The sequence below is a fragment of the Streptomyces sp. NBC_00620 genome, from assembly GCF_026341825.1.
Classification (GTDB): domain Bacteria; phylum Actinomycetota; class Actinomycetes; order Streptomycetales; family Streptomycetaceae; genus Streptomyces.
Genome location: NZ_JAPENY010000001.1, coordinates 1590606 through 1607388, shown reverse-complemented (window position 1 = coordinate 1607388; position 16783 = coordinate 1590606). Strand labels below are relative to the sequence as shown.

General features: G+C 71.8%; 16 protein-coding genes. 14 read left to right on the top strand and 2 right to left on the bottom strand.

Going from position 1 to position 16783, the window contains the following annotated elements; all coding sequences use genetic code 11:
* The first annotated feature begins 20 nt into the window (after window positions 1-20).
* The 7 genes from OG246_RS07345 (at window position 21) to OG246_RS07315 (ending at window position 6975) form a co-directional block, all read left to right on the top strand.
* Window positions 21-1337 (top strand): MFS transporter, encoded by a 1317-nt coding sequence (locus OG246_RS07345; protein WP_266457586.1) that lies wholly within the window; start codon window positions 21-23, stop codon window positions 1335-1337.
* Window positions 1338-1343: 6 nt separating this feature from the next.
* Window positions 1344-1544 (top strand): MbtH family NRPS accessory protein, encoded by a 201-nt coding sequence (locus OG246_RS07340; protein ID WP_266457583.1) that lies wholly within the window; start codon window positions 1344-1346, stop codon window positions 1542-1544.
* Between the two features lie 34 nt (window positions 1545-1578).
* The gene (locus OG246_RS07335; protein ID WP_266457580.1) at window positions 1579-2661 is read left to right on the top strand and encodes a MupA/Atu3671 family FMN-dependent luciferase-like monooxygenase; all 1083 of its coding nucleotides are present in this window, start codon (window positions 1579-1581) and stop codon (window positions 2659-2661) included.
* Entirely contained in the window at window positions 2658-3188 is a 531-nt protein-coding gene (locus tag OG246_RS07330) for a flavin reductase family protein (protein ID WP_266457578.1), read from the top strand. Before OG246_RS07335 ends, OG246_RS07330 begins: the two co-directional genes overlap by 4 nt.
* Window positions 3185-4798, top strand: a complete 1614-nt coding sequence (locus tag OG246_RS07325) for an ABC transporter substrate-binding protein (protein WP_266457575.1) — start codon at window positions 3185-3187, stop codon at window positions 4796-4798. The genes OG246_RS07330 and OG246_RS07325 overlap by 4 nt, the downstream gene beginning before the upstream one ends.
* A complete protein-coding gene (locus tag OG246_RS07320; RefSeq protein ID WP_266457572.1) occupies window positions 4791-6341 on the top strand; it encodes an AMP-binding protein in 1551 nt (516 codons plus the stop codon). The genes OG246_RS07325 and OG246_RS07320 overlap by 8 nt, the downstream gene beginning before the upstream one ends.
* Window positions 6342-6444: 103 nt before the next feature.
* Window positions 6445-6975 carry a YbjN domain-containing protein gene (locus OG246_RS07315; protein WP_266457569.1) on the top strand — a complete coding sequence of 177 codons (531 nt, stop codon included), beginning with the start codon at window positions 6445-6447 and terminating at the stop codon, window positions 6973-6975.
* A gap of 174 nt (window positions 6976-7149) precedes the next feature.
* Here the strand turns inward: OG246_RS07315 and OG246_RS07310 are convergent, their stop codons facing one another.
* Together OG246_RS07310 and OG246_RS07305 are read right to left on the bottom strand one after the other, a co-directional pair.
* Window positions 7150-8256, bottom strand: a complete 1107-nt coding sequence (locus tag OG246_RS07310) for a glycosyltransferase family 39 protein (protein ID WP_266463956.1) — start codon at window positions 8254-8256, stop codon at window positions 7150-7152.
* A gap of 225 nt (window positions 8257-8481) precedes the next feature.
* Window positions 8482-9672 (bottom strand): pyridoxal phosphate-dependent aminotransferase, encoded by a 1191-nt coding sequence (locus OG246_RS07305; protein WP_266457567.1) that lies wholly within the window; start codon window positions 9670-9672, stop codon window positions 8482-8484.
* Window positions 9673-9800: 128 nt separating this feature from the next.
* On the opposite strand from OG246_RS07305, the gene OG246_RS07300 reads away from it, so the two are divergent.
* The 7 genes from OG246_RS07300 to fbaA all read left to right on the top strand — a co-directional run bounded on the left by OG246_RS07300 (window position 9801) and on the right by fbaA (window position 16755).
* Window positions 9801-10088: a hypothetical protein gene (locus OG246_RS07300; protein WP_266457564.1), complete on the top strand. Its 288-nt coding sequence runs from the start codon at window positions 9801-9803 to the stop codon at window positions 10086-10088.
* A gap of 406 nt (window positions 10089-10494) precedes the next feature.
* Window positions 10495-11031, top strand: coding sequence for a DUF2617 family protein (locus OG246_RS07295; RefSeq protein WP_266457561.1), 537 nt, complete (start codon window positions 10495-10497; stop codon window positions 11029-11031).
* A 138-nt stretch (window positions 11032-11169) separates the two neighbouring features.
* Window positions 11170-12816 carry a polyamine aminopropyltransferase gene (locus tag OG246_RS07290; RefSeq protein WP_266457558.1) on the top strand — a complete coding sequence of 549 codons (1647 nt, stop codon included), beginning with the start codon at window positions 11170-11172 and terminating at the stop codon, window positions 12814-12816.
* Between the two features lie 78 nt (window positions 12817-12894).
* Entirely contained in the window at window positions 12895-13734 is an 840-nt protein-coding gene (locus OG246_RS07285; protein WP_266457556.1) for an SRPBCC family protein, read from the top strand.
* Between the two features lie 440 nt (window positions 13735-14174).
* Window positions 14175-14963, top strand: coding sequence for an aldose 1-epimerase (locus OG246_RS07280; RefSeq protein ID WP_266457554.1), 789 nt, complete (start codon window positions 14175-14177; stop codon window positions 14961-14963).
* Window positions 14964-14973: 10 nt separating this feature from the next.
* Window positions 14974-15522 carry an orotate phosphoribosyltransferase gene (gene pyrE, locus OG246_RS07275; protein ID WP_266457551.1) on the top strand — a complete coding sequence of 183 codons (549 nt, stop codon included), beginning with the start codon at window positions 14974-14976 and terminating at the stop codon, window positions 15520-15522.
* A 210-nt stretch (window positions 15523-15732) separates the two neighbouring features.
* A complete protein-coding gene (gene fbaA, locus OG246_RS07270; protein ID WP_266457548.1) occupies window positions 15733-16755 on the top strand; it encodes a class II fructose-bisphosphate aldolase in 1023 nt (340 codons plus the stop codon).
* Window positions 16756-16783 lie beyond the last annotated feature (28 nt).

The following is a 16783-nucleotide window of genomic DNA, read 5'->3' as shown; positions in this document are numbered from 1 at the left end:
CCCACGTATAGGAGCAGTTCATGTCAGAGGCCACCAGTGGCGCGCAGGTTCAGGAGGAGCGGGAACCGGATTCCGCCGCTGTCCCCAGCGTGTGGAAGAACCGCGACTTCACCAAGTTGTGGACCGGCCAGACCGCCTCGCTCTTCGCCGCCCAGATCACCGAACTCGCCCTGCCGCTGGTCGCGGTCCTCGCTCTGACCGCCACCTCCCAGCAGGTCGGTCTGCTGACCTCCGTCGTCAAACTCCCGTATCTGCTGGTCTCGTTGTTCGCGGGCGTCCTGGTGGACCGGGTCAGGCGCAGGAACATCCTCATGGCCACCGACCTGGGCCGGGCCCTGGTCCTCTCCGTCGTCCCGGTCCTCTACTGGACCGACCAGCTGGGCATCAGCTGGCTCTACGTCCTCGGCTTCTTCGCGGGCTGCGGCAGCGTGCTCTTCGACGTGGCCGGACAGGCCTATCTGCCGCGCCTGGTGGAACGCGACCAGCTGACCCGGGGCAACTCGGCGCTCGGCGCGAGCCAGTCGGCGGCCACCATCGGCGGGCCCGCGCTCGGCGGTGTGCTGGTGCAGTGGCTGACGGCGCCGGTGGCGGTGCTGGCCGGCGCGGTGTCCTACCTCGTCTCGGCGGTCACCATCTGGACCATCGGGCACAAGGAGGACCGGCCCGCGGCGTCGGAGGCGGCCTCCCCGGCCGGGACGCTGCGCGAGGTGTGGGCGGGCCTGCGGTTCGTCTTCGGCAACGAACCGCTGCGCGCCATGACGATCATGGCGTCGATCTTCAACCTCTCCTTCACCGCCCTGGAGGTCGCCTTCCTCCAGTTCATGCCGCGCACGCTGGGTCTGTCGCCGGGCGAGATCGGCCTGGTGATGGCGGCCCTCGGCCCCGGCTTCCTGGTCGGCGCGGCCTTCGCGGGCCGGCTGCCGCAGAGGTTCGGCTACGGGCGCACGATGCTGACCACGGCGTCCGTGGCCAACCTGGTGATGCTCGGCATCTCCACCGTGCACGGCGGCGGATTCCTGTCCGTCGCCACCCTGATGCTGATCAACTTCCTCTTCGCGTCCTTCGGCGTCGCCAACAACGTCACCGTGCTCAGCATCCGCCAGACCCTCACACCCGACTCCCTCCAGGGCCGGGTCGCCGCCACCAACCGCTTCGTGGCCATGGGCATCGCCCCGCTCGGCGCCCTCATCGGCGGCTTCCTCGGCGCCGGCGTGGGTCTCCGCTCCACCGTGCTGATCAGCGCGATCGGCCTGTCCTCGGCACTGGTCCCGCTGGCGCTGTCCTCGCTGGCCCGCATCAAGTACGAACTCCCGCCCCAGATCCAGGAAAGGTCCTGATCCTCGATGTCGCAGAACAACACGCAGCAAGCCCCCGAGCCCGTGCACACGGTCGTGGTGAACGCCGAGGAGCAGTACTCGGTGTGGCCGGCCCTGCTGCCGGTGCCCGACGGATGGCGTGAGACCGGCACCCGCGGCACGCGCGCCGAGTGCCTGGAGCACATCGAGTCCGTCTGGACCGACCTGCGTCCGCTGAGCGTCCGCTGAGCACCCGCCGACCCCCGAACTCAGAGGACAGGACATGGACTTCAGTCTCTTCTACTTCGCCGACGGCAGTGTCGGCGAGACCGGCGGCGGGCGCTACGACCTGCTCCTGGAGGGCGCCAAGTACGCCGACACGCACGGCTTCTCGGCCGTGTGGACGCCCGAGCGCCACTTCCACCCCTTCGGGGGGCTCTACCCCAACCCGTCGGTGACCGGCGCGGCGGTGGCCGCGGTCACCTCGCGCGTCGGCATCCGCGCGGGCAGTGTCGTGGCGCCCCTGCACCACCCCCTGCGGATCGCCGAGGAGTGGTCGGTCGTCGACAACCTCTCCGGCGGCCGGGCCGGCATCTCGCTGGCCTCGGGCTGGAACGCGGTGGACTTCGCACTGCGCCCCGAGGGGTACGCGGGCCGCAAGACCGCCGTCATCGAGGCCGTGGAGCAGATACGGGCGCTGTGGCGCGGCGAGCCGCTCCAGGTCACCGACGGGGCCGGAAAGCCCGCCGAGGTACGGGTCTACCCGCCGCCGGTCCAGAGCGAACTGCCCGTCTGGGTCACCAGCGCGGGCGGCCCGGAGACGTTCCGAGCGGCGGGCGCGGCGGGCGCGGGCGTCCTGACCCACCTGCTGGGCCAGAGCCTCGACGAACTCGCCGAGAAGATCGCCCTGTACCGCGGGGCACTCGCCGGGCGCCCCGGCCACGACGGCAGGCCCGGCCATGTCGCGCTGATGCTCCACACCTATCTGGGCGAGGACCCGGCCCAGGTCAAGGAGACGGTCAGGGAGCCCTTCACCGCGTACCTGAAGAGCTCCTTCGGCCTCATCGCCCGCTCGGCGGGCAGCATCCTCGCCGGCTTCGACCCCGACAAACTCCGGGAGTCCGACATCGACTTCCTGGTCCGCCGCTCCTTCGACACCTACTACTCGACGAGCGGCCTGTTCGGCACCGTCGACCAGGCGTCGACGGTCGTCGAGAAGGCCCGCGCGGCGGGCGTCGACGAACTGGCCTGCCTGATCGACTTCGGGGTCGGCGACAAGGAGGTCCTCGCGGGCCTCGACCACCTGAACACCCTGCGGGTGGCAGCGGAGCCCGCCCCGGGCGAGTCCGACGGGACGCCCGCGTGACCGGGTCGCGCGCCGACCTCTTCCGCACTGCCGCCGGACGGTTTCCGACCGGCGTCACCGTGCTGACCACGCTCGCCGACGGCGAACCGTTCGGGATGACCGCCAACGCGTTCATGTCCCTGTCCCTGGACCCGCTGCTCGTCGCGGTGGGCCTGGGGACGCGGTCACGGGCGCACGGATACGTGCGCGGCTCGGGGCGGTTCGCGGTCACCGTGCTGAGCGACCGGCAGACCGGTACGGCACGGCGGTTCGCGGACCCCGCCCGGCCCGTCGGCGCGGACGCCTTCGCCGCCGACGACTGGAAGCGGGGACCGGCCACCGGCTGCCCCGTACTCCTGGACGGCGTCGGCTACTTCGACTGCACGGTCCACTCCGTCCACACGGCCGGCGACCACGCGCTCGTCGTCGGCCGCGTCGACGACTTCGGCCCGCTGGCCGGCGTCCGCCCGCTGGTCTTCGTGGACAGCGCCTTCGCCGCCACCGACCCCACCCTTCCCTCCACCGGCCCCCTCGGAGCACGCACATGACCAAGGCATCCATCGCGTGGGACACCCGCGCCGCACAGGGCCCGGCCCGCCCTGTGCCGGGCGCGGTCCGCGGCGGCACACTGCGCATCCTGCGCGACGGCGACTACGACCACCTCGACCCGCAGCGCATCAACACCCTGCAGTCCACGGCCCTTGGCCACCTCCTCTTCCGTACGCTGACGATCTCGGCCGAGGACGGACAGGGCGGCTGGACGCTGGTCGGCGACCTCGCCGAGAACCCGGGCCGGGACGTCGACGGGGACGGCCGCACCTGGGAGTTCACCCTCAAGCCGGGCCTGCGCTTCGAGGACGGCCGGGAGATCACCGCCGCCGACGTCGCGCACGGCATCGCCCGCTCCTTCGAAGGGGCCCTCGGTGACGGCCCGGAGCACTTGCAGGACTGGCTGCGCGACAACGGCCCCTACGGCGGACCCTTCACCGACGGCACCGACGAGGTGCCGGGCCTGGAGGTCCGCGACACCCGCACCCTGGTGTTCCGCTTCCCGGTGCCGCGCCCCGACCTGCCCTTCGCCGTCTCCCTCCCCACCACGGTCCCGGTGCCCAAGGACGCCGACACCGGCGAGAGTTACGGCAAGGCACCGCTGGCCTCGGGCCCGTACCGCATCGCCGGGCACACCCCCGGCAAGCTGCTCGAGCTGGAACGCAACCCGCACTGGGACGCGGCCACGGACGCCGTACGGCACGACCACCCGGACCGCTTCGAGATCGAACTCGGCGTGGAGAGCGGGCCGCAGAACCTCCGCGCCCGCGCCGACGAGGGCCCCGACACCTTCGCCGTCGCCGAGAACAACGCGCCCGAGGGCGTCGCCGAACTCCTGCTCGCCGAACCGGAGTTGATCCCGCGTCTGCGCCGAGACCGCACCCCCCTCGTCTGGTACCTGGCGATCAACACCGCCCGGGTCCAGGACGTGGCGGTGCGCCGCGCGATCGCCCGTGCGGTGTCCGTGGACAAGGCGGCCGTACGGGACGCGATGCTCGGTCCGACGCAGGGCGAGGTGACGCACACGATCCTGTCGCCCGGCACCATCGGCCACCGCGCCTATCCGGATCCGCACACCGGCGGCCCGCTCCCCGGCGAGGGACGCGTCCTGCGTCTGCTGAGCCGTGACGGCGCCTACTTCACCGCCGGTGCGAAGGTGCTCGCACGCCAACTGGAGGAAGCGGGCTTCCGCGTCGAGCTGGTGGAGACCGACCGGCCCTCGCACAACGCCACCGTCCTGACCCGGGGCCACGACTACGACCTGTACATGATGTGCCAGGCCGCGGACTGGCCGGGCGCGTCCACACTCCTCACCGGCTTCGACGGCCGCACGATCCGGGCCACCGGCAACGCCGACTACACCTACCTCGACGACCCGGACGTCAACGCCGAGATCGCCCGCGTCTCGGCGCTCCCCGCCGACCAGGCCGCGGCCGAATGGGGCGCACTGGACGAGGAGTTGACGACACGTCACATCCCGCTCGTGCCGCTGTTCTCGTATCTGCACCTGGCCGTCAGCGGCTCCCGCGTGGGCGGCGTCTTCACCTCGTCGTTCCTCGGAACGCCCGTGTACTACCGGGCGTTCGTCAAGGAAGCCGCCCATGGCTGACCGACCGACCCTCTACGAACGGTTCGCCGCCTCGGCCGACACCTACGGCGACCGCACCGCCCTGGAGACCGGCGGGCGCACCCTCACCTACACGGAGCTGCGCTCGCTCGCCGAGCACAACGCCGCCCGCCTGCTGGCCGCCCTCGACGGCCGTCGCCCCGCCCGCGTCGGCATCCTCGCGGGCCGCGGCGTCGCCGCCTACGCCTCGTACCTGGCGGCCCAGCGCCTGGGTGCCACCGTGGTCCCGCTGAACCCGGACTCCGCCCCCGACCGGGTCACCGCGGTGCTGGCCGCGGCGCGCCCGGACGCGGTACTCACCGACCGGAACACCGCGCTGACCTGCCCGGTCGTCGCCTTCGAGGAGCCGGCGGACGGGAGTTTCGACCGGCCCCCCAAGGACGTCTGCGCCCCGGATCCCGACGCGATCGCGTACATCGTCTTCACGTCCGGCTCCACCGGCACCCCCAAGGGCGTCCCGGTGCGCCAGCGCAACGCGGCCGCGATGCTCGACTACGCGATCGACCGCTACGACATCGGCCCGGACAGCCGCGTCTCCCAGACCTTCGACCTCACCTTCGACCCCACCGCGTGGGACCTGTTCACCGCCTGGGGCGCCGGAGCGGCCCTGGTCGTCCCCGCCCGCGGCGAACTGGCGCGGCCGGCGAGTTTCATCGCCCGCGCCCGCATCACCCACTGGTTCTCGGTGCCTTCGCTGATCTCGTACGCCCTGCGGCTGCGGGACCTGGCCCCCGGCTCCATGCCCGGCCTGCGCTGGAGCCTCTTCGGCGGCGAGCAGCTCACCCTGGAGCAGGCCGCCGCCTGGCGGGAGGCGGCGCCCGGCAGCGTCCTGGAGAACCTGTACGGCCCCACCGAGGTCACCGTCTCCTGCACCCAGTTCCGACTGCCCGCCGAACCCGCCGACTGGCCCGCCACCGCCAACGGCACCGTCCCGATCGGCACGCCCTACCCGCACCTGGACTTCCTCGTCCTCGGCGAGGACGGCCGCCCGGCCGACGAGGGCGAGCTGTGCCTGCGGGGCCCGCAGCGCTTCCCCGGCTATCTCGACCCGGGCGAGAACCCCGGCCGGTTCCTGCGCTTCGACGGCCGGGAGGCGTCGGTGTACGAGGACCGCGAGGCGCCCGGCGAGGAGCTGTACTACCGCACCGGCGACCGGGTGCGCGTCGGGGCGGGCGGCGCGCTGCTGCACCTGGGCCGCCTCGACCACCAGGTGAAGGTGGCCGGTCACCGGGTGGAGCTGGGCGAGATCGAGGCGGCGCTACGCGCGGCCGAGGGGGTCGCGGAGGCCGTCGTCACGGTCCTGAAGGCGGCGCCCGGGGCCGAGCCCACGCTGGAGGCCGCCTACACCGGCACGCCGCGCGACCCGCTGGCCCTCCGGGCCGAACTGTCGGGCCGCCTGCCCGCCTACATGCTCCCGCGCGCCTTCACCCACTTCGAGACCTTCCCGCTGAACGCGAACCGCAAGATCGACCGCCTCGCGGTGACGGCCCGCCTGGCCGAGCCCCACCCGGACACCGCCTGGTGAACAGGCCTTCCCGCGCCGGCCCGGCCTGTTATGCCCGTCGGGGTTGCCACCCCCCGCCCCGCATGGGAGAGGATGGCGGTATCCGTACGAAGGGAAATACACGGTGAGCATCGACCCGTCCTCGATTCCGAACTTCGGGGGCCAGCAGCCCGAGCCGCAGAGCGGCGGACCGGCGGGCCCCGTCGTCCCGGATCAGGACCTTGTGAAGCAGCTCCTCGAACAGATGGAGCTGAAGTATGTCGTCGACGACGAGGGTGACCTCGCGGCGCCGTGGGAGCAGTTCCGTACGTACTTCATGTTCCGCGGCGAGGGTGACCAGCAGGTCTTCTCGGTACGGACGTTCTACGACCGGCCGCACCAGATCGACGAGAAGCCCACGCTGCTCGAGTCCATCGACGACTGGAACCGCCGCACGCTGTGGCCGAAGGTCTACAGCCACACGCACGACGACGGCACCGTCCGCCTGATCGGCGAGGCGCAGATGCTGATCGGCACCGGCGTCAGCCTGGAGCACTTCGTCTCCTCGACGGTCAGCTGGGTGCGGGCCGCCATCGAGTTCGACAAGTGGCTCGTCGAGCAGCTCGGCCTGGAGCAGGAAGTCAACGAGGCGGAGAAGCCCGAGGACGACGAGTAGTCGAGCGGTGACTTAGAGCCTGTGTCACATCCCCGGCCGGGCGCACGCCGCCTGGCACGCACGCTCGCCGCGTTGCCGAAAGGCCCTAGTAGCTCCGCTACGAGGACCTTCCGGCGCCTTGCGATCGCACGCACCAGACGACGTGCGCTGATGCCGGGGATGTGACACAGGCTCTTACAGCGGCGTGTGAGCGATCACGACCAGATACGCGCCGTACGCGAACGAGAGCCCGGCCAGGGCGCCGACCACCACGGTCGCGTGCCAGGGCCGGGCTCTGGCCGTCCGCACCAGGGCCCGCGCCAGCGGCAGCAGCAGCGGAAAGGCGGGCAGCAGGAAACGCGGCTTCGACTCGAAGAAACCGGAGCCGCCGAGCGCGATCAGCAGCAGTACGCCGCTGTGGACGAGCAGGGGGAGCGGGGCGCGGTCCGCGAGCAGCAGCGCGTACAGCAGCACGCCCGCCGCCACGATCACCATCGTCATGGGGAACACGAAACGGTCCCCGTGCAGCAGCAGGTGTTTGGCGAAGCGCAGCGAGCCGGCGCCGAAGTCGAAGCGGGAGCCCCACAGCCGCTGCACCTCGAAGTACCCGCCGAGCGGATCGCCCTTGCGTACGCCCACCCACAGCACGTAACCGCCCCAGCCGAGCGGCGCGAGCGCGGCGCCCGTCCACAGCCTGTGGGGAACTTTTCGCCCCCGCCGCCTCCCCGCCTCGTACACCGCCGCCGCGAGCACCGCCGCGGCCACCGCGATCCCGTTCGGCCGGGCCAGACCCGCCAGGGCCGCCAGCGTGCCCGCCCAGAGCCAGCGCTCGGTGAGCACCGCGTACAGCGACCAGGCGGCGAAGGCGGTGAGGACGGGCTCGGTGTACGCCATGGACAGCACGACCGAGTGGGGCAGCAGGGCCCACAGGAGTACGAGCGTGGTGCCGACCGCGCGGCCGTGCAGGTGCGCCCCGACGGCGTAGATCCCGCACGCGGCGGCGCCGGCCGCGAGCCAGGAGACCAGCAGACCGGCCACGCCGCTGCTCAGCGGGGTCAGCGTGGTGACGGCGCGGACGACCGCCGGGTAGAGCGGGAAGAACGCGAGGTCGCTGTGGACGACGGTGGGGCTGAAGTGGAACGTCCGCCCGTAGCCGTGCGAGGCGATCCACAGGTACCAGGCCGAGTCCCAGGACCGGCCGAGCAGGTAGAGCGGGTTCCTGCCGGTGGCCCAGGCGGTCGCGGCGAGCACGAGGACACCGGTCAGCCGGGCGGCGGCGAACAGCCCCACCGCGGTCACCATGGCGGCCGGCAGCCCGCGCGCGGCGCGGGACGGCAGGGAGTCGACGCGGTCCCCGGACTGGGCGCGGGCAGGACGGGCGGGGCGGGCGAGGGTACTCGGGTGGGTCACCCTCGCACTCTGCGTCCCTTATGCATGATTTTCGATGCATTTAGGGGCTTTACTCGTCCGTGTCGGTACGGTTTTCCCCGCCCCGGCGCGCCGTCCGGGCCCACGGCCGCCCCGGTGCTACCAGGCCGCCTTGAGCCGCTTGACGGCCTCCTCAAGGACCTCGGTCCGCTTGCAGAACGCGAACCGCACGAAGGGCGCGCCCGCCTCCCGGTGGTCGTAGAAGACGGCGTTCGGGATGGCGACGACACCGGCGCGCTCCGGCAGGGCGCGGCAGAAGGCGAAACCGTCGGACTCGCCGAGCGGCCGGATGTCGGTGGTGATGAAGTACGTGCCCGCGGGCCGGTAGACCTCGAAACCCGCGTCCGACAGCCCCGCAGCCAGCAGGTCCCGCTTGGCGAGCATGTCCGCCCGGAAGTCCGCGAAGTACGAGTCCGGCAGCGCCAGCGCCTCGGCGACGGCGTACTGGAACGGCCCCGACGCCACGTACGTCAGGAACTGCTTCGCCGACCGTACGGCGGTGACGAGATCCGGGGTCGAGGTGATCCAGCCGACCTTCCAGCCCGTGAAGGAGAAGGTCTTCCCCGCCGAGCCGATCGTGACCGTCCGCTCCCGCATCCCCGGGAAGGAGGCCAGCGGCAGGTGCTCGGCGTCGTCGAAGACGAGGTGCTCGTACACCTCGTCCGTCACCACGAGCAGGTCCCGCTCGACGGCGAGCCGCGCGATCTCGGTGAGCTCCTCGCGGGTGAGGACGGTGCCGGTGGGGTTGTGCGGGGTGTTGATCAGCAGCAGCCGGGTGTTGTCGGTGACGGAGTCGCGGAGCTCGTCGAGGTCCAGGCGGAAGCGGCCGTCGCGCGGGCGCAGGGTGACCGGGACGCGGGTGCCGCCCGCCATCGCGATGCAGGCCGCGTACGAGTCGTAGTACGGCTCGAAGGCGATCACCTCGTCGCCCGGTTCGAGCAGCGCGAGCAGGGTCGCGGCGATGGCCTCCGTGGCGCCCGCCGTGACGAGGACCTCGCGGTCGGGGTCGTACGACAGTCCGTACCGGTGCTTCTGGTGCGCCGCGATCGCCGTACGCAGCTCGGGCACGCCCGGACCCGGCGGGTACTGGTTGCCGCGCCCGTCCCGCAGCGCGCGCACCGCAGCCTCACGGACCTCCTCGGGCCCGTCGGTGTCGGGGAAGCCCTGGCCGAGGTTGATCGAGCCGGTACTGAGGGCCAGTGCCGACATCTCGGCGAAGATCGTCGTGCCGAACTCGGCGAGCCGGCGGTTGAGCAGGGGGCGGCGGGCGTTGGAGGTCATGCCGGTCATCCTGCGCCCAAGCTCTGGAGTTCCTCAACTCTGCTTTGGCACGTGAGACGCGGGGGCATCCCCCTCTCACGCAAGAAGCGAAGCGCCCACGGGGGGTCGCTTCGGGGGAACGAAAGGAGGGTGGCGCCATGATCATTGGCATCATCCTGGCAGTCGTCGCCAGCACGCTGGTCGCGGTCTTCGGATTCGGAGGCCGCAAGGACAAGAAGGTCGCGCTGACGAAGGCGTCGAAGGCGGCCAAGGCCTCGAAGGGGAAGCGCCGCTCGCGCCGCGGTTCCTCGGGCAGCTGGTGGGCCGGCGGGGCGGGTGGCGGCGGCGGATCGTCCTGCGGGGGATCGTCGTCCTGCTCGAGCGGGTCCTCCTGCGGGGGCGGGTCGTCCTGTGGCGGCGGGGGCGGATGCGGCGGAGGCAGCTGACACGGGGCAGCTGAGCTCCTCAGGGGGAAACGCATCCGGAGCACGAAGAAGTGCCCGTCGGGCAACGGCTGCCGACGGGCACTTCCGTGCGCGGGGCGCACGCCGTGGTTGAACAGTTGAGCGTTGGAGCCCTCGGGGGGATGGAAACCCCACGAAGTTGGGTAAAAAGCCTGTGGTGGCGCCACAGTTCATGATTCCCTCTAAATCACCAACGCAGCCCCAAGGCCCTGTCGTCTCCATGACGTCTGCCGGGCGACGCCTGGCACCGCCCTTCCGGCGGACGACGCCAAGGTGACCTCAGGGCCTCGGACCGTCCTTACTGGCCGGGCTGATCGGGCCGATCCCCCGGTACCCACCGGGTGCGCCGGACCCCCCACCTCCCTTTGCGTGCTAGCGGAGCCGACCCATGCTCACGACTCTCGAAACCTCGTACACCGACACGTGCGCGGCCGACCTCGCCTGGACCCTGGGGCGCGAGCCGCTGCCCGCGCTCGCCATCCTCGACCTCGAACTCGGCGGGGCGAAACTGCAGTTGAGACTGCTCGGCGCGTCCCACCAGGTACTCCTGGAGGAGGAACAGGGCAGTTGTTCGGAGACCGTCGCGTGCATCCCCGGCAGCAGTACGCCCCTTCCGCTCGGCGTGGCCAAGCGGGTCGGCGACTGGGAGTACGAGTTCGCGGCCCGCGTCGAAACCCTCTCCCACGGCTCCTTCGCCGGCCGCGCCCAGGAGTTGCTGGCCCTGGTCTCCGACCACCCCAACGGCCTCGCCGGCGTCTTCCCGGGCAGCCCGCACGCCTTCACCGCGATGCTGGCCCAGCGGTACGAGGGGCAGGTGCACTGGCGTACGTGGCACGCGTATCCGCAGGACGGGCAGTTGGTGGCTACTCGGACGCGGGTGGGGGTGCGGGTCCCCGCGGGGGCGGGGGCGGGGTTTGCCGGTTGAGTGTCGGCCGGCGATCTTTTGGTCGGTCACCTCGACCTTTCGGTCGGTCACCTCGACGCCGAGTGCCATAAACCGCTGGGTCACTTCCACACGTGTGGGTGACGAGGCGTAGCGCCGGTGTGACGTACCGTTCGCAACGTGATCGAACCGCACGCGCCCGCACCCCCCGGCGCGCCCCCGCAGTGGGGCGGCGTCCAGGGCCAGGCGCGGCTGCCGGTCCGCCCGGGCACCGGCCGGTTCTTCGTCCTCGCGGGTGTGTTCGTCTGCGCGGCGTGCGGACTCGTGTACGAACTCGAACTGGTCGCCCTCGCCTCGTACTTGATCGGCGACTCGGTCACCCAGGCCTCCGTGGTCCTGTCCGTCATGGTCTTCGCCATGGGCATCGGCTCCCTCGCCGCCAAGCGGCTCCGCCCCCGCGCCGCGGCGGGCTTCGGCGCGGTCGAGGCGGCGCTCGCCCTGGTCGGCGGCTGCAGCGCGATGGCGCTGTACGCGGTGTTCGCGTGGACCGGCGACCTGGGCGGCGTCTGGGCTGACGGCTCCCGCTATCTCCTGGTCGCCTTCTCCCTCACCATCGGCCTGCTGATCGGCGCCGAAGTCCCCCTCCTCATGGAGCTGATACAGCGTGTCCGCCGCCAGGACCCGGGCGGCGCGGTGGCCGACCTCTTCGCGGCGGACTACGTGGGCGCACTGGTCGGCGGCCTGGCCTTCCCCTTCCTCCTTCTGCCGTGGCTCGGCCAGCTGACCGGCGCGCTGCTCACCGGAGGGGTGAACGCACTGGCCGGCGGCGCACTCGTACTCGGCCTGTTCCGCAGGGACTTGACCCGGCGCGCGCGCTGGACGCTGGCCGTCGCCAACCTCCTGGTCCTCGGACTCCTCGCCTCGGCAGCGCTGCTGGTCGACGACTTCGAACGGGCGGCACGGCACGCGGTGTACGGGGCGGAGGTGCGGGTCGCGCTCAGGACCGGGGTCCAGGAGGTCGTCCTCACCGGCGGCACGGCCGGCCGCCCGCTCGATCTCTACCTCGACGGCCGCCTCCGGGTCAGCGGCAGCGACGAGCGCCGCTACCACGAGGCACTCGTCCACCCCGCGATGAACGGCCCCCACGCGCGCGTGCTCATCCTCGGCGGCGGCGACGGGCTCGCCGCCCGCGAGGTGCTGCGGTATCCGGGCGTACGCCATGTCGACGAGGTCGAACTCGACGCGGGCGTGGTGCGGTTGGCGCGCCAGGACCCGGCGCTGTCCCGGCTCAACGGTCACGCGTACGACGATCCACGCGTGCGCGTGGTGACCGCGGACGCTTTCGACTGGCTGCGCGGCGCCCCCTCGACGTACGACGTGGTGATCTCCGACCTCCCCGACGCCGGCATCACGGCGAGCACGAAGCTGTACTCGCAGGAGTTCTACGGCCTGGTGCGCCGCGTCCTTGCCCCCGACGGGCGCCTCGCGGTCCATGCCGGTCCCGTGGAGACCCGCCCCCGGGTCTTCTGGACGATCGACACGACGATCCACGCGGCCGGACTGCGCACCGCGCCCTACCGCGTGGGCGGCCGCGACTCCGGCTTCGCGGCCGGCCCCGACCGCACGGCCGGCGCGTCACGCGCCCCGCACGACTGGGGTTTCCTCCTGGCCTCCCGTACGGCTCCGGTCCTGGGCCTGGACCACGGCGGGCCGAGCCCGCGCACGCTCACGCCCGCCGCCCTGACCGCGGACGCCCGTGCCGCCTCCCGCACCCGGATTCCCGGCCTCCCGCCCTCCACGCTGGTGCATCCGCGGTACGCCGACTGAGTCGGAGGCGTGGGAATCACGTCGGAATCCCTTCATACCCGGGTGCGGTCCCGGTCGTGCTGGGTAGGCTCGGCTGGCATGGAGCATGAGGTGTACGTTCCGGTTCCGGCCGAGCGGCTCAGGGAGGCGCTGGGCGATCCCGTGCGGGTGGCCCGGGCGGTCCCCGGGCTCCAGCAGGACGCCGGGACGCCGCCCGTCTCCGGGCGCCTGAAAGTCCGCTTCGGCGGCCACACCATCACCTATCGCGGCGCGCTGAGTGTCACCGCCCAGGGCGACGGTTCCTACGCCGTCGAGGGCGATGCGACCGAGGCCCGCGGCAGTGGTTCGGTGAAACTCGCGCTGGCTCTGCGGCTGGTACCCGCCGAGGGTGGCACGACGGTCGTCGTCGGTGGCACGGCGTCCGCCGACGGGCGGGTGGCGGAGTTGCCGTCGGATGCGGTGGCTGCCGCGGTGGGGCGGCTGGTGGAGCGGTTTGTGGGGAATCTGGGGGCGGTGGAGGCGGATGCGGCCTCGCCTTCGGCTTCGGCTTCGGTCGAGGGGGCCGACCCTGACCCCGCCCCCTCTGTCTCCGACGCCGATGTTCCGTCGCCGTCGCCCTCGCCCTCGCTTGAGCCGTCTGTCGAAGACGAACTCGTGGCGGAGGGGTTCGGCGAGGAGTTCGTGGACGAGGAAGAGCTCGTGCCGGGTCTCCTGGCCGATGAGGAGGACTCCATCGCCGAGGCCGCGCACGCTCGGCGGACGATGATCGGCCGCAGCGCGGAAGAGGTCGACCATGCGCCGCCTCGCGGGCGCTACGCCCCCGTCCCCGCGCCGGAGGCGACCGCCGCCCGCGCCACCCTGCGCTGGGCGGCACCTGCGGCGGCCCTGGCCCTCGCGTCGGCGATCGCCCTGACGAGGGTGTTGCGCAAGCGGCGGTGAGGGTTGGGCTGGGGGGTGGTTTTTTCGCCCCCTCCGCCCCTACCCATTCCCGTCCCTTGGGGGCTCCGCCCCCAAACCCCCGCTCCTCAAACGCCGGAGGGGCTGAACACCTTCAGCGGGTCCGGCGTCCGAGGGCGAGGTGGTGCCGTCCCGAGCCTCCACCCACCCGTGGGGGCTGCGCTTTTCAGCCCCGGGCCGGGGGAGATCTTTCAGCCGGTCCGGCGTTTGAGGACGGGGTGGTGCCGTCCCGAGCCCCCACCCACCCGTGGGAGCGGCACTCTTGAGCCCCGGCCAGGTATCTCCAGCCCGTCCGGCGTTTGAGGACGAGGCCGTCCAGGCCGATGCGGGGGTCTGGGGGCGGCAGCCCCCAGGTACGGGACGGGCAGGGGCGGAGGGGGCGAAAAACCATTCCGGGCGCCCGTCCCAGTAGGGTCAACTCCGTGAGTAACGAAGACATCACGCTGACCGCGGGTGACGCGGAGGTGACCGTACTGCCGGGGAACGGCGGACGGATCGGGAGTGTGCGGGTCGGCGGTGTGGAACTGCTGCGGCAGGGCGGGAAATTCGGGTGCTTCCCGATGGTTCCGTGGTGCGGAAGGATCCGCGACGGCCGGTTCCTGGACGGCGTCGCCGTACAGCAGATGCCGCTCAACTCCCCACCGCACGCCATCCACGGCACCGCCCGAGACGGCGCCTGGCGCACCGCCCACACCACCAAGAACGAGGCCGTGATCACGTACGACCTCGTCGCCCCCTGGCCCCACCCGGGCCGCGTCACCCAGGCGTTCGCCCTGACGGAGGACGCCCTCACGCTCACCATGTCCGTGGAGACGTACGACGACTCCTTCCCCGCCCAGATCGGCTGGCACCCGTGGTTCAACCGGAACCTCGGAGAGGAGGACGTGGACATCGACTTCACCCCCGCCTGGCAGGAGGAGCGCGGCGAGGACCACCTCCCCACCGGGCGCCGGATCGAGCCGCGCCCCAGCCCCTGGGACGACTGCTTCGGCATGCCCGACGGAGTCGACGTCACGCTCACCTGGCCGGGGCAACTGGAGCTGAAGATCGCCAGCCGCGAGGAATGGGTCGTCGTGTACGACGAGCAGGAGGCGGCCGTGTGCGTCGAACCGCAGACGGGTCCGCCCAACGGGCTGAACACCCTTCCCCGCCTGGTCACCCCCATCGAGCCCCTGGAGGCGGCCACCACCTGGACCTGGCGGCGCCTCTAAGCTGGCGGACATGACTGACGTACGCGACGCGCTGTTGCAGCAGATCAAGGACAAGGCCGTGGTGCACGGCAAGGTGACCCTCTCCTCGGGTCTCGAGGCGGACTACTACGTGGACCTGCGCCGCGTCACGCTGGACGGCGAGGCCGCGCCGCTGGTCGGCCAGGTGCTGCTCGACCTCACCGACGGGCTCGACTTCGACGCGGTCGGCGGCCTCACCATGGGCGCCGACCCGGTGGCCACGGCCATGCTGCACGCCGCCGCCGCGCGCGGAAAGCGGCTGGACGCCTTCGTCGTACGCAAGGCCGCCAAGGCGCACGGGCTGCAGCGTCGCGTCGAGGGTCCGGAGATCGCGGGCCGGCGCGTACTCGTCGTCGAGGACACCTCCACCACCGGCGGCTCCCCGCTCGAGGCCGTGACGGCGGTGCGCGAGGCCGGCGCCGAGGTGGTGGCCGTCGCGACGATCGTCGACCGCGAGACGGGCGCCGCCGAGAAGATCGAGACGGGCGCCGGGGTGCCGTACCTCTTCGCGTTCTCGAAGGACGAGCTGGGCCTGGACTGAGACCGGGGCTGAGCCCTGTTGCGTGCGGCCTTGTGCAGGGCGTTGCGTACGGCGTCGCAGACGGCCCGGATCCGGAGTTATCCACAGGCTGGACACCATGGCTCAAGCATCCGGGCAAGTCTGGAAAGATGGGGACGACGATGACGTCACCCCCTAGGTCAGGGCCGTAAGCAGCAGAACGCCACCCGCACATACACAAGGAGCGGACAGATGCCGATCGCAACCCCCGAGGTCTACAACGAGATGCTCGACCGGGCGAAGGCAGGCAAGTTCGCCTACCCGGCCATCAACGTGACCTCGTCGCAGACCCTGCACGCTGCCCTGCGCGGCTTCGCGGAGGCCGAGAGCGACGGCATCATCCAGATCTCCACCGGTGGCGCGGAGTTCCTGGGCGGCCAGCACAACAAGGACATGGTGACCGGCGCCGTCGCGCTCGCCGAGTTCGCGCACATCGTCGCCGCCAAGTACGACGTCACGGTCGCGCTGCACACGGACCACTGCCCCAAGGACAAGCTGGACGGCTACGTACGTCCGCTGCTCGACATCTCCGCCGAGCGTGTTGCCAAGGGCCTCAACCCGCTGTTCCAGTCGCACATGTGGGACGGCTCCGCCGAGACCCTCGCCGACAACCTGGCCATCGGCCAGGAGCTGCTCGCGAAGGCCGCCGCCGCGAAGATCATCCTTGAGGTCGAGATCACCCCGACCGGTGGCGAGGAGGACGGCGTCTCGCACGAGATCAACGACGAGCTGTACACGACCGTCGACGACGCGCTCCGCACCGCCGAGGCCCTCGGCCTGGGCGAGAAGGGCCGCTACCTGCTCGCCGCGTCCTTCGGCAACGTGCACGGTGTGTACAAGCCGGGCAATGTCGTCCTGCGCCCCGAGCTCCTCAAGGACCTCCAGGAGGGCGTCTCCGCCAAGTACGGCAAGGCGAACCCGTTCGACTTCGTCTTCCACGGCGGCTCCGGCTCCACGGCCGAGGAGATCGCCACCGCGCTGGAGAACGGCGTCGTGAAGATGAACCTCGACACGGACACCCAGTACGCCTTCACGCGTCCCGTCGTGGACCACATGTTCCGCAACTACGACGCGGTCCTGAAGGTCGACGGCGAGGTCGGCACCAAGTCGAAGTACGACCCGCGCACCTGGGGCAAGGCCGCCGAGGCCGGCATGGCCAAGCGCGTGACCGAGGCGTGTGCGGCGCTGCGTTCCTCGGGCACCAAGCTGAAGTAACCGCGAGATGGATTTGGGCTCGGCACCC

Coding starts and splice junctions, on each gene's coding strand:
- fbaA (WP_266457548.1), top strand. CDS start 15,733: ATGCCGATCGCAACCCCCGAGGTCTACAACGAGATGCTCGACCGGGCG.
- OG246_RS07285 (WP_266457556.1), top strand. CDS start 12,895: ATGGAGCATGAGGTGTACGTTCCGGTTCCGGCCGAGCGGCTCAGGGAG.
- OG246_RS07305 (WP_266457567.1), bottom strand. CDS start 9,672: ATGACCGGCATGACCTCCAACGCCCGCCGCCCCCTGCTCAACCGCCGG.
- OG246_RS07325 (WP_266457575.1), top strand. CDS start 3,185: ATGACCAAGGCATCCATCGCGTGGGACACCCGCGCCGCACAGGGCCCG.
- OG246_RS07335 (WP_266457580.1), top strand. CDS start 1,579: ATGGACTTCAGTCTCTTCTACTTCGCCGACGGCAGTGTCGGCGAGACC.
- OG246_RS07320 (WP_266457572.1), top strand. CDS start 4,791: ATGGCTGACCGACCGACCCTCTACGAACGGTTCGCCGCCTCGGCCGAC.
- pyrE (WP_266457551.1), top strand. CDS start 14,974: ATGACTGACGTACGCGACGCGCTGTTGCAGCAGATCAAGGACAAGGCC.
- OG246_RS07295 (WP_266457561.1), top strand. CDS start 10,495: ATGCTCACGACTCTCGAAACCTCGTACACCGACACGTGCGCGGCCGAC.
- OG246_RS07340 (WP_266457583.1), top strand. CDS start 1,344: ATGTCGCAGAACAACACGCAGCAAGCCCCCGAGCCCGTGCACACGGTC.
- OG246_RS07300 (WP_266457564.1), top strand. CDS start 9,801: ATGATCATTGGCATCATCCTGGCAGTCGTCGCCAGCACGCTGGTCGCG.
- OG246_RS07310 (WP_266463956.1), bottom strand. CDS start 8,256: ATGGTGACCGCGGTGGGGCTGTTCGCCGCCGCCCGGCTGACCGGTGTC.
- OG246_RS07345 (WP_266457586.1), top strand. CDS start 21: ATGTCAGAGGCCACCAGTGGCGCGCAGGTTCAGGAGGAGCGGGAACCG.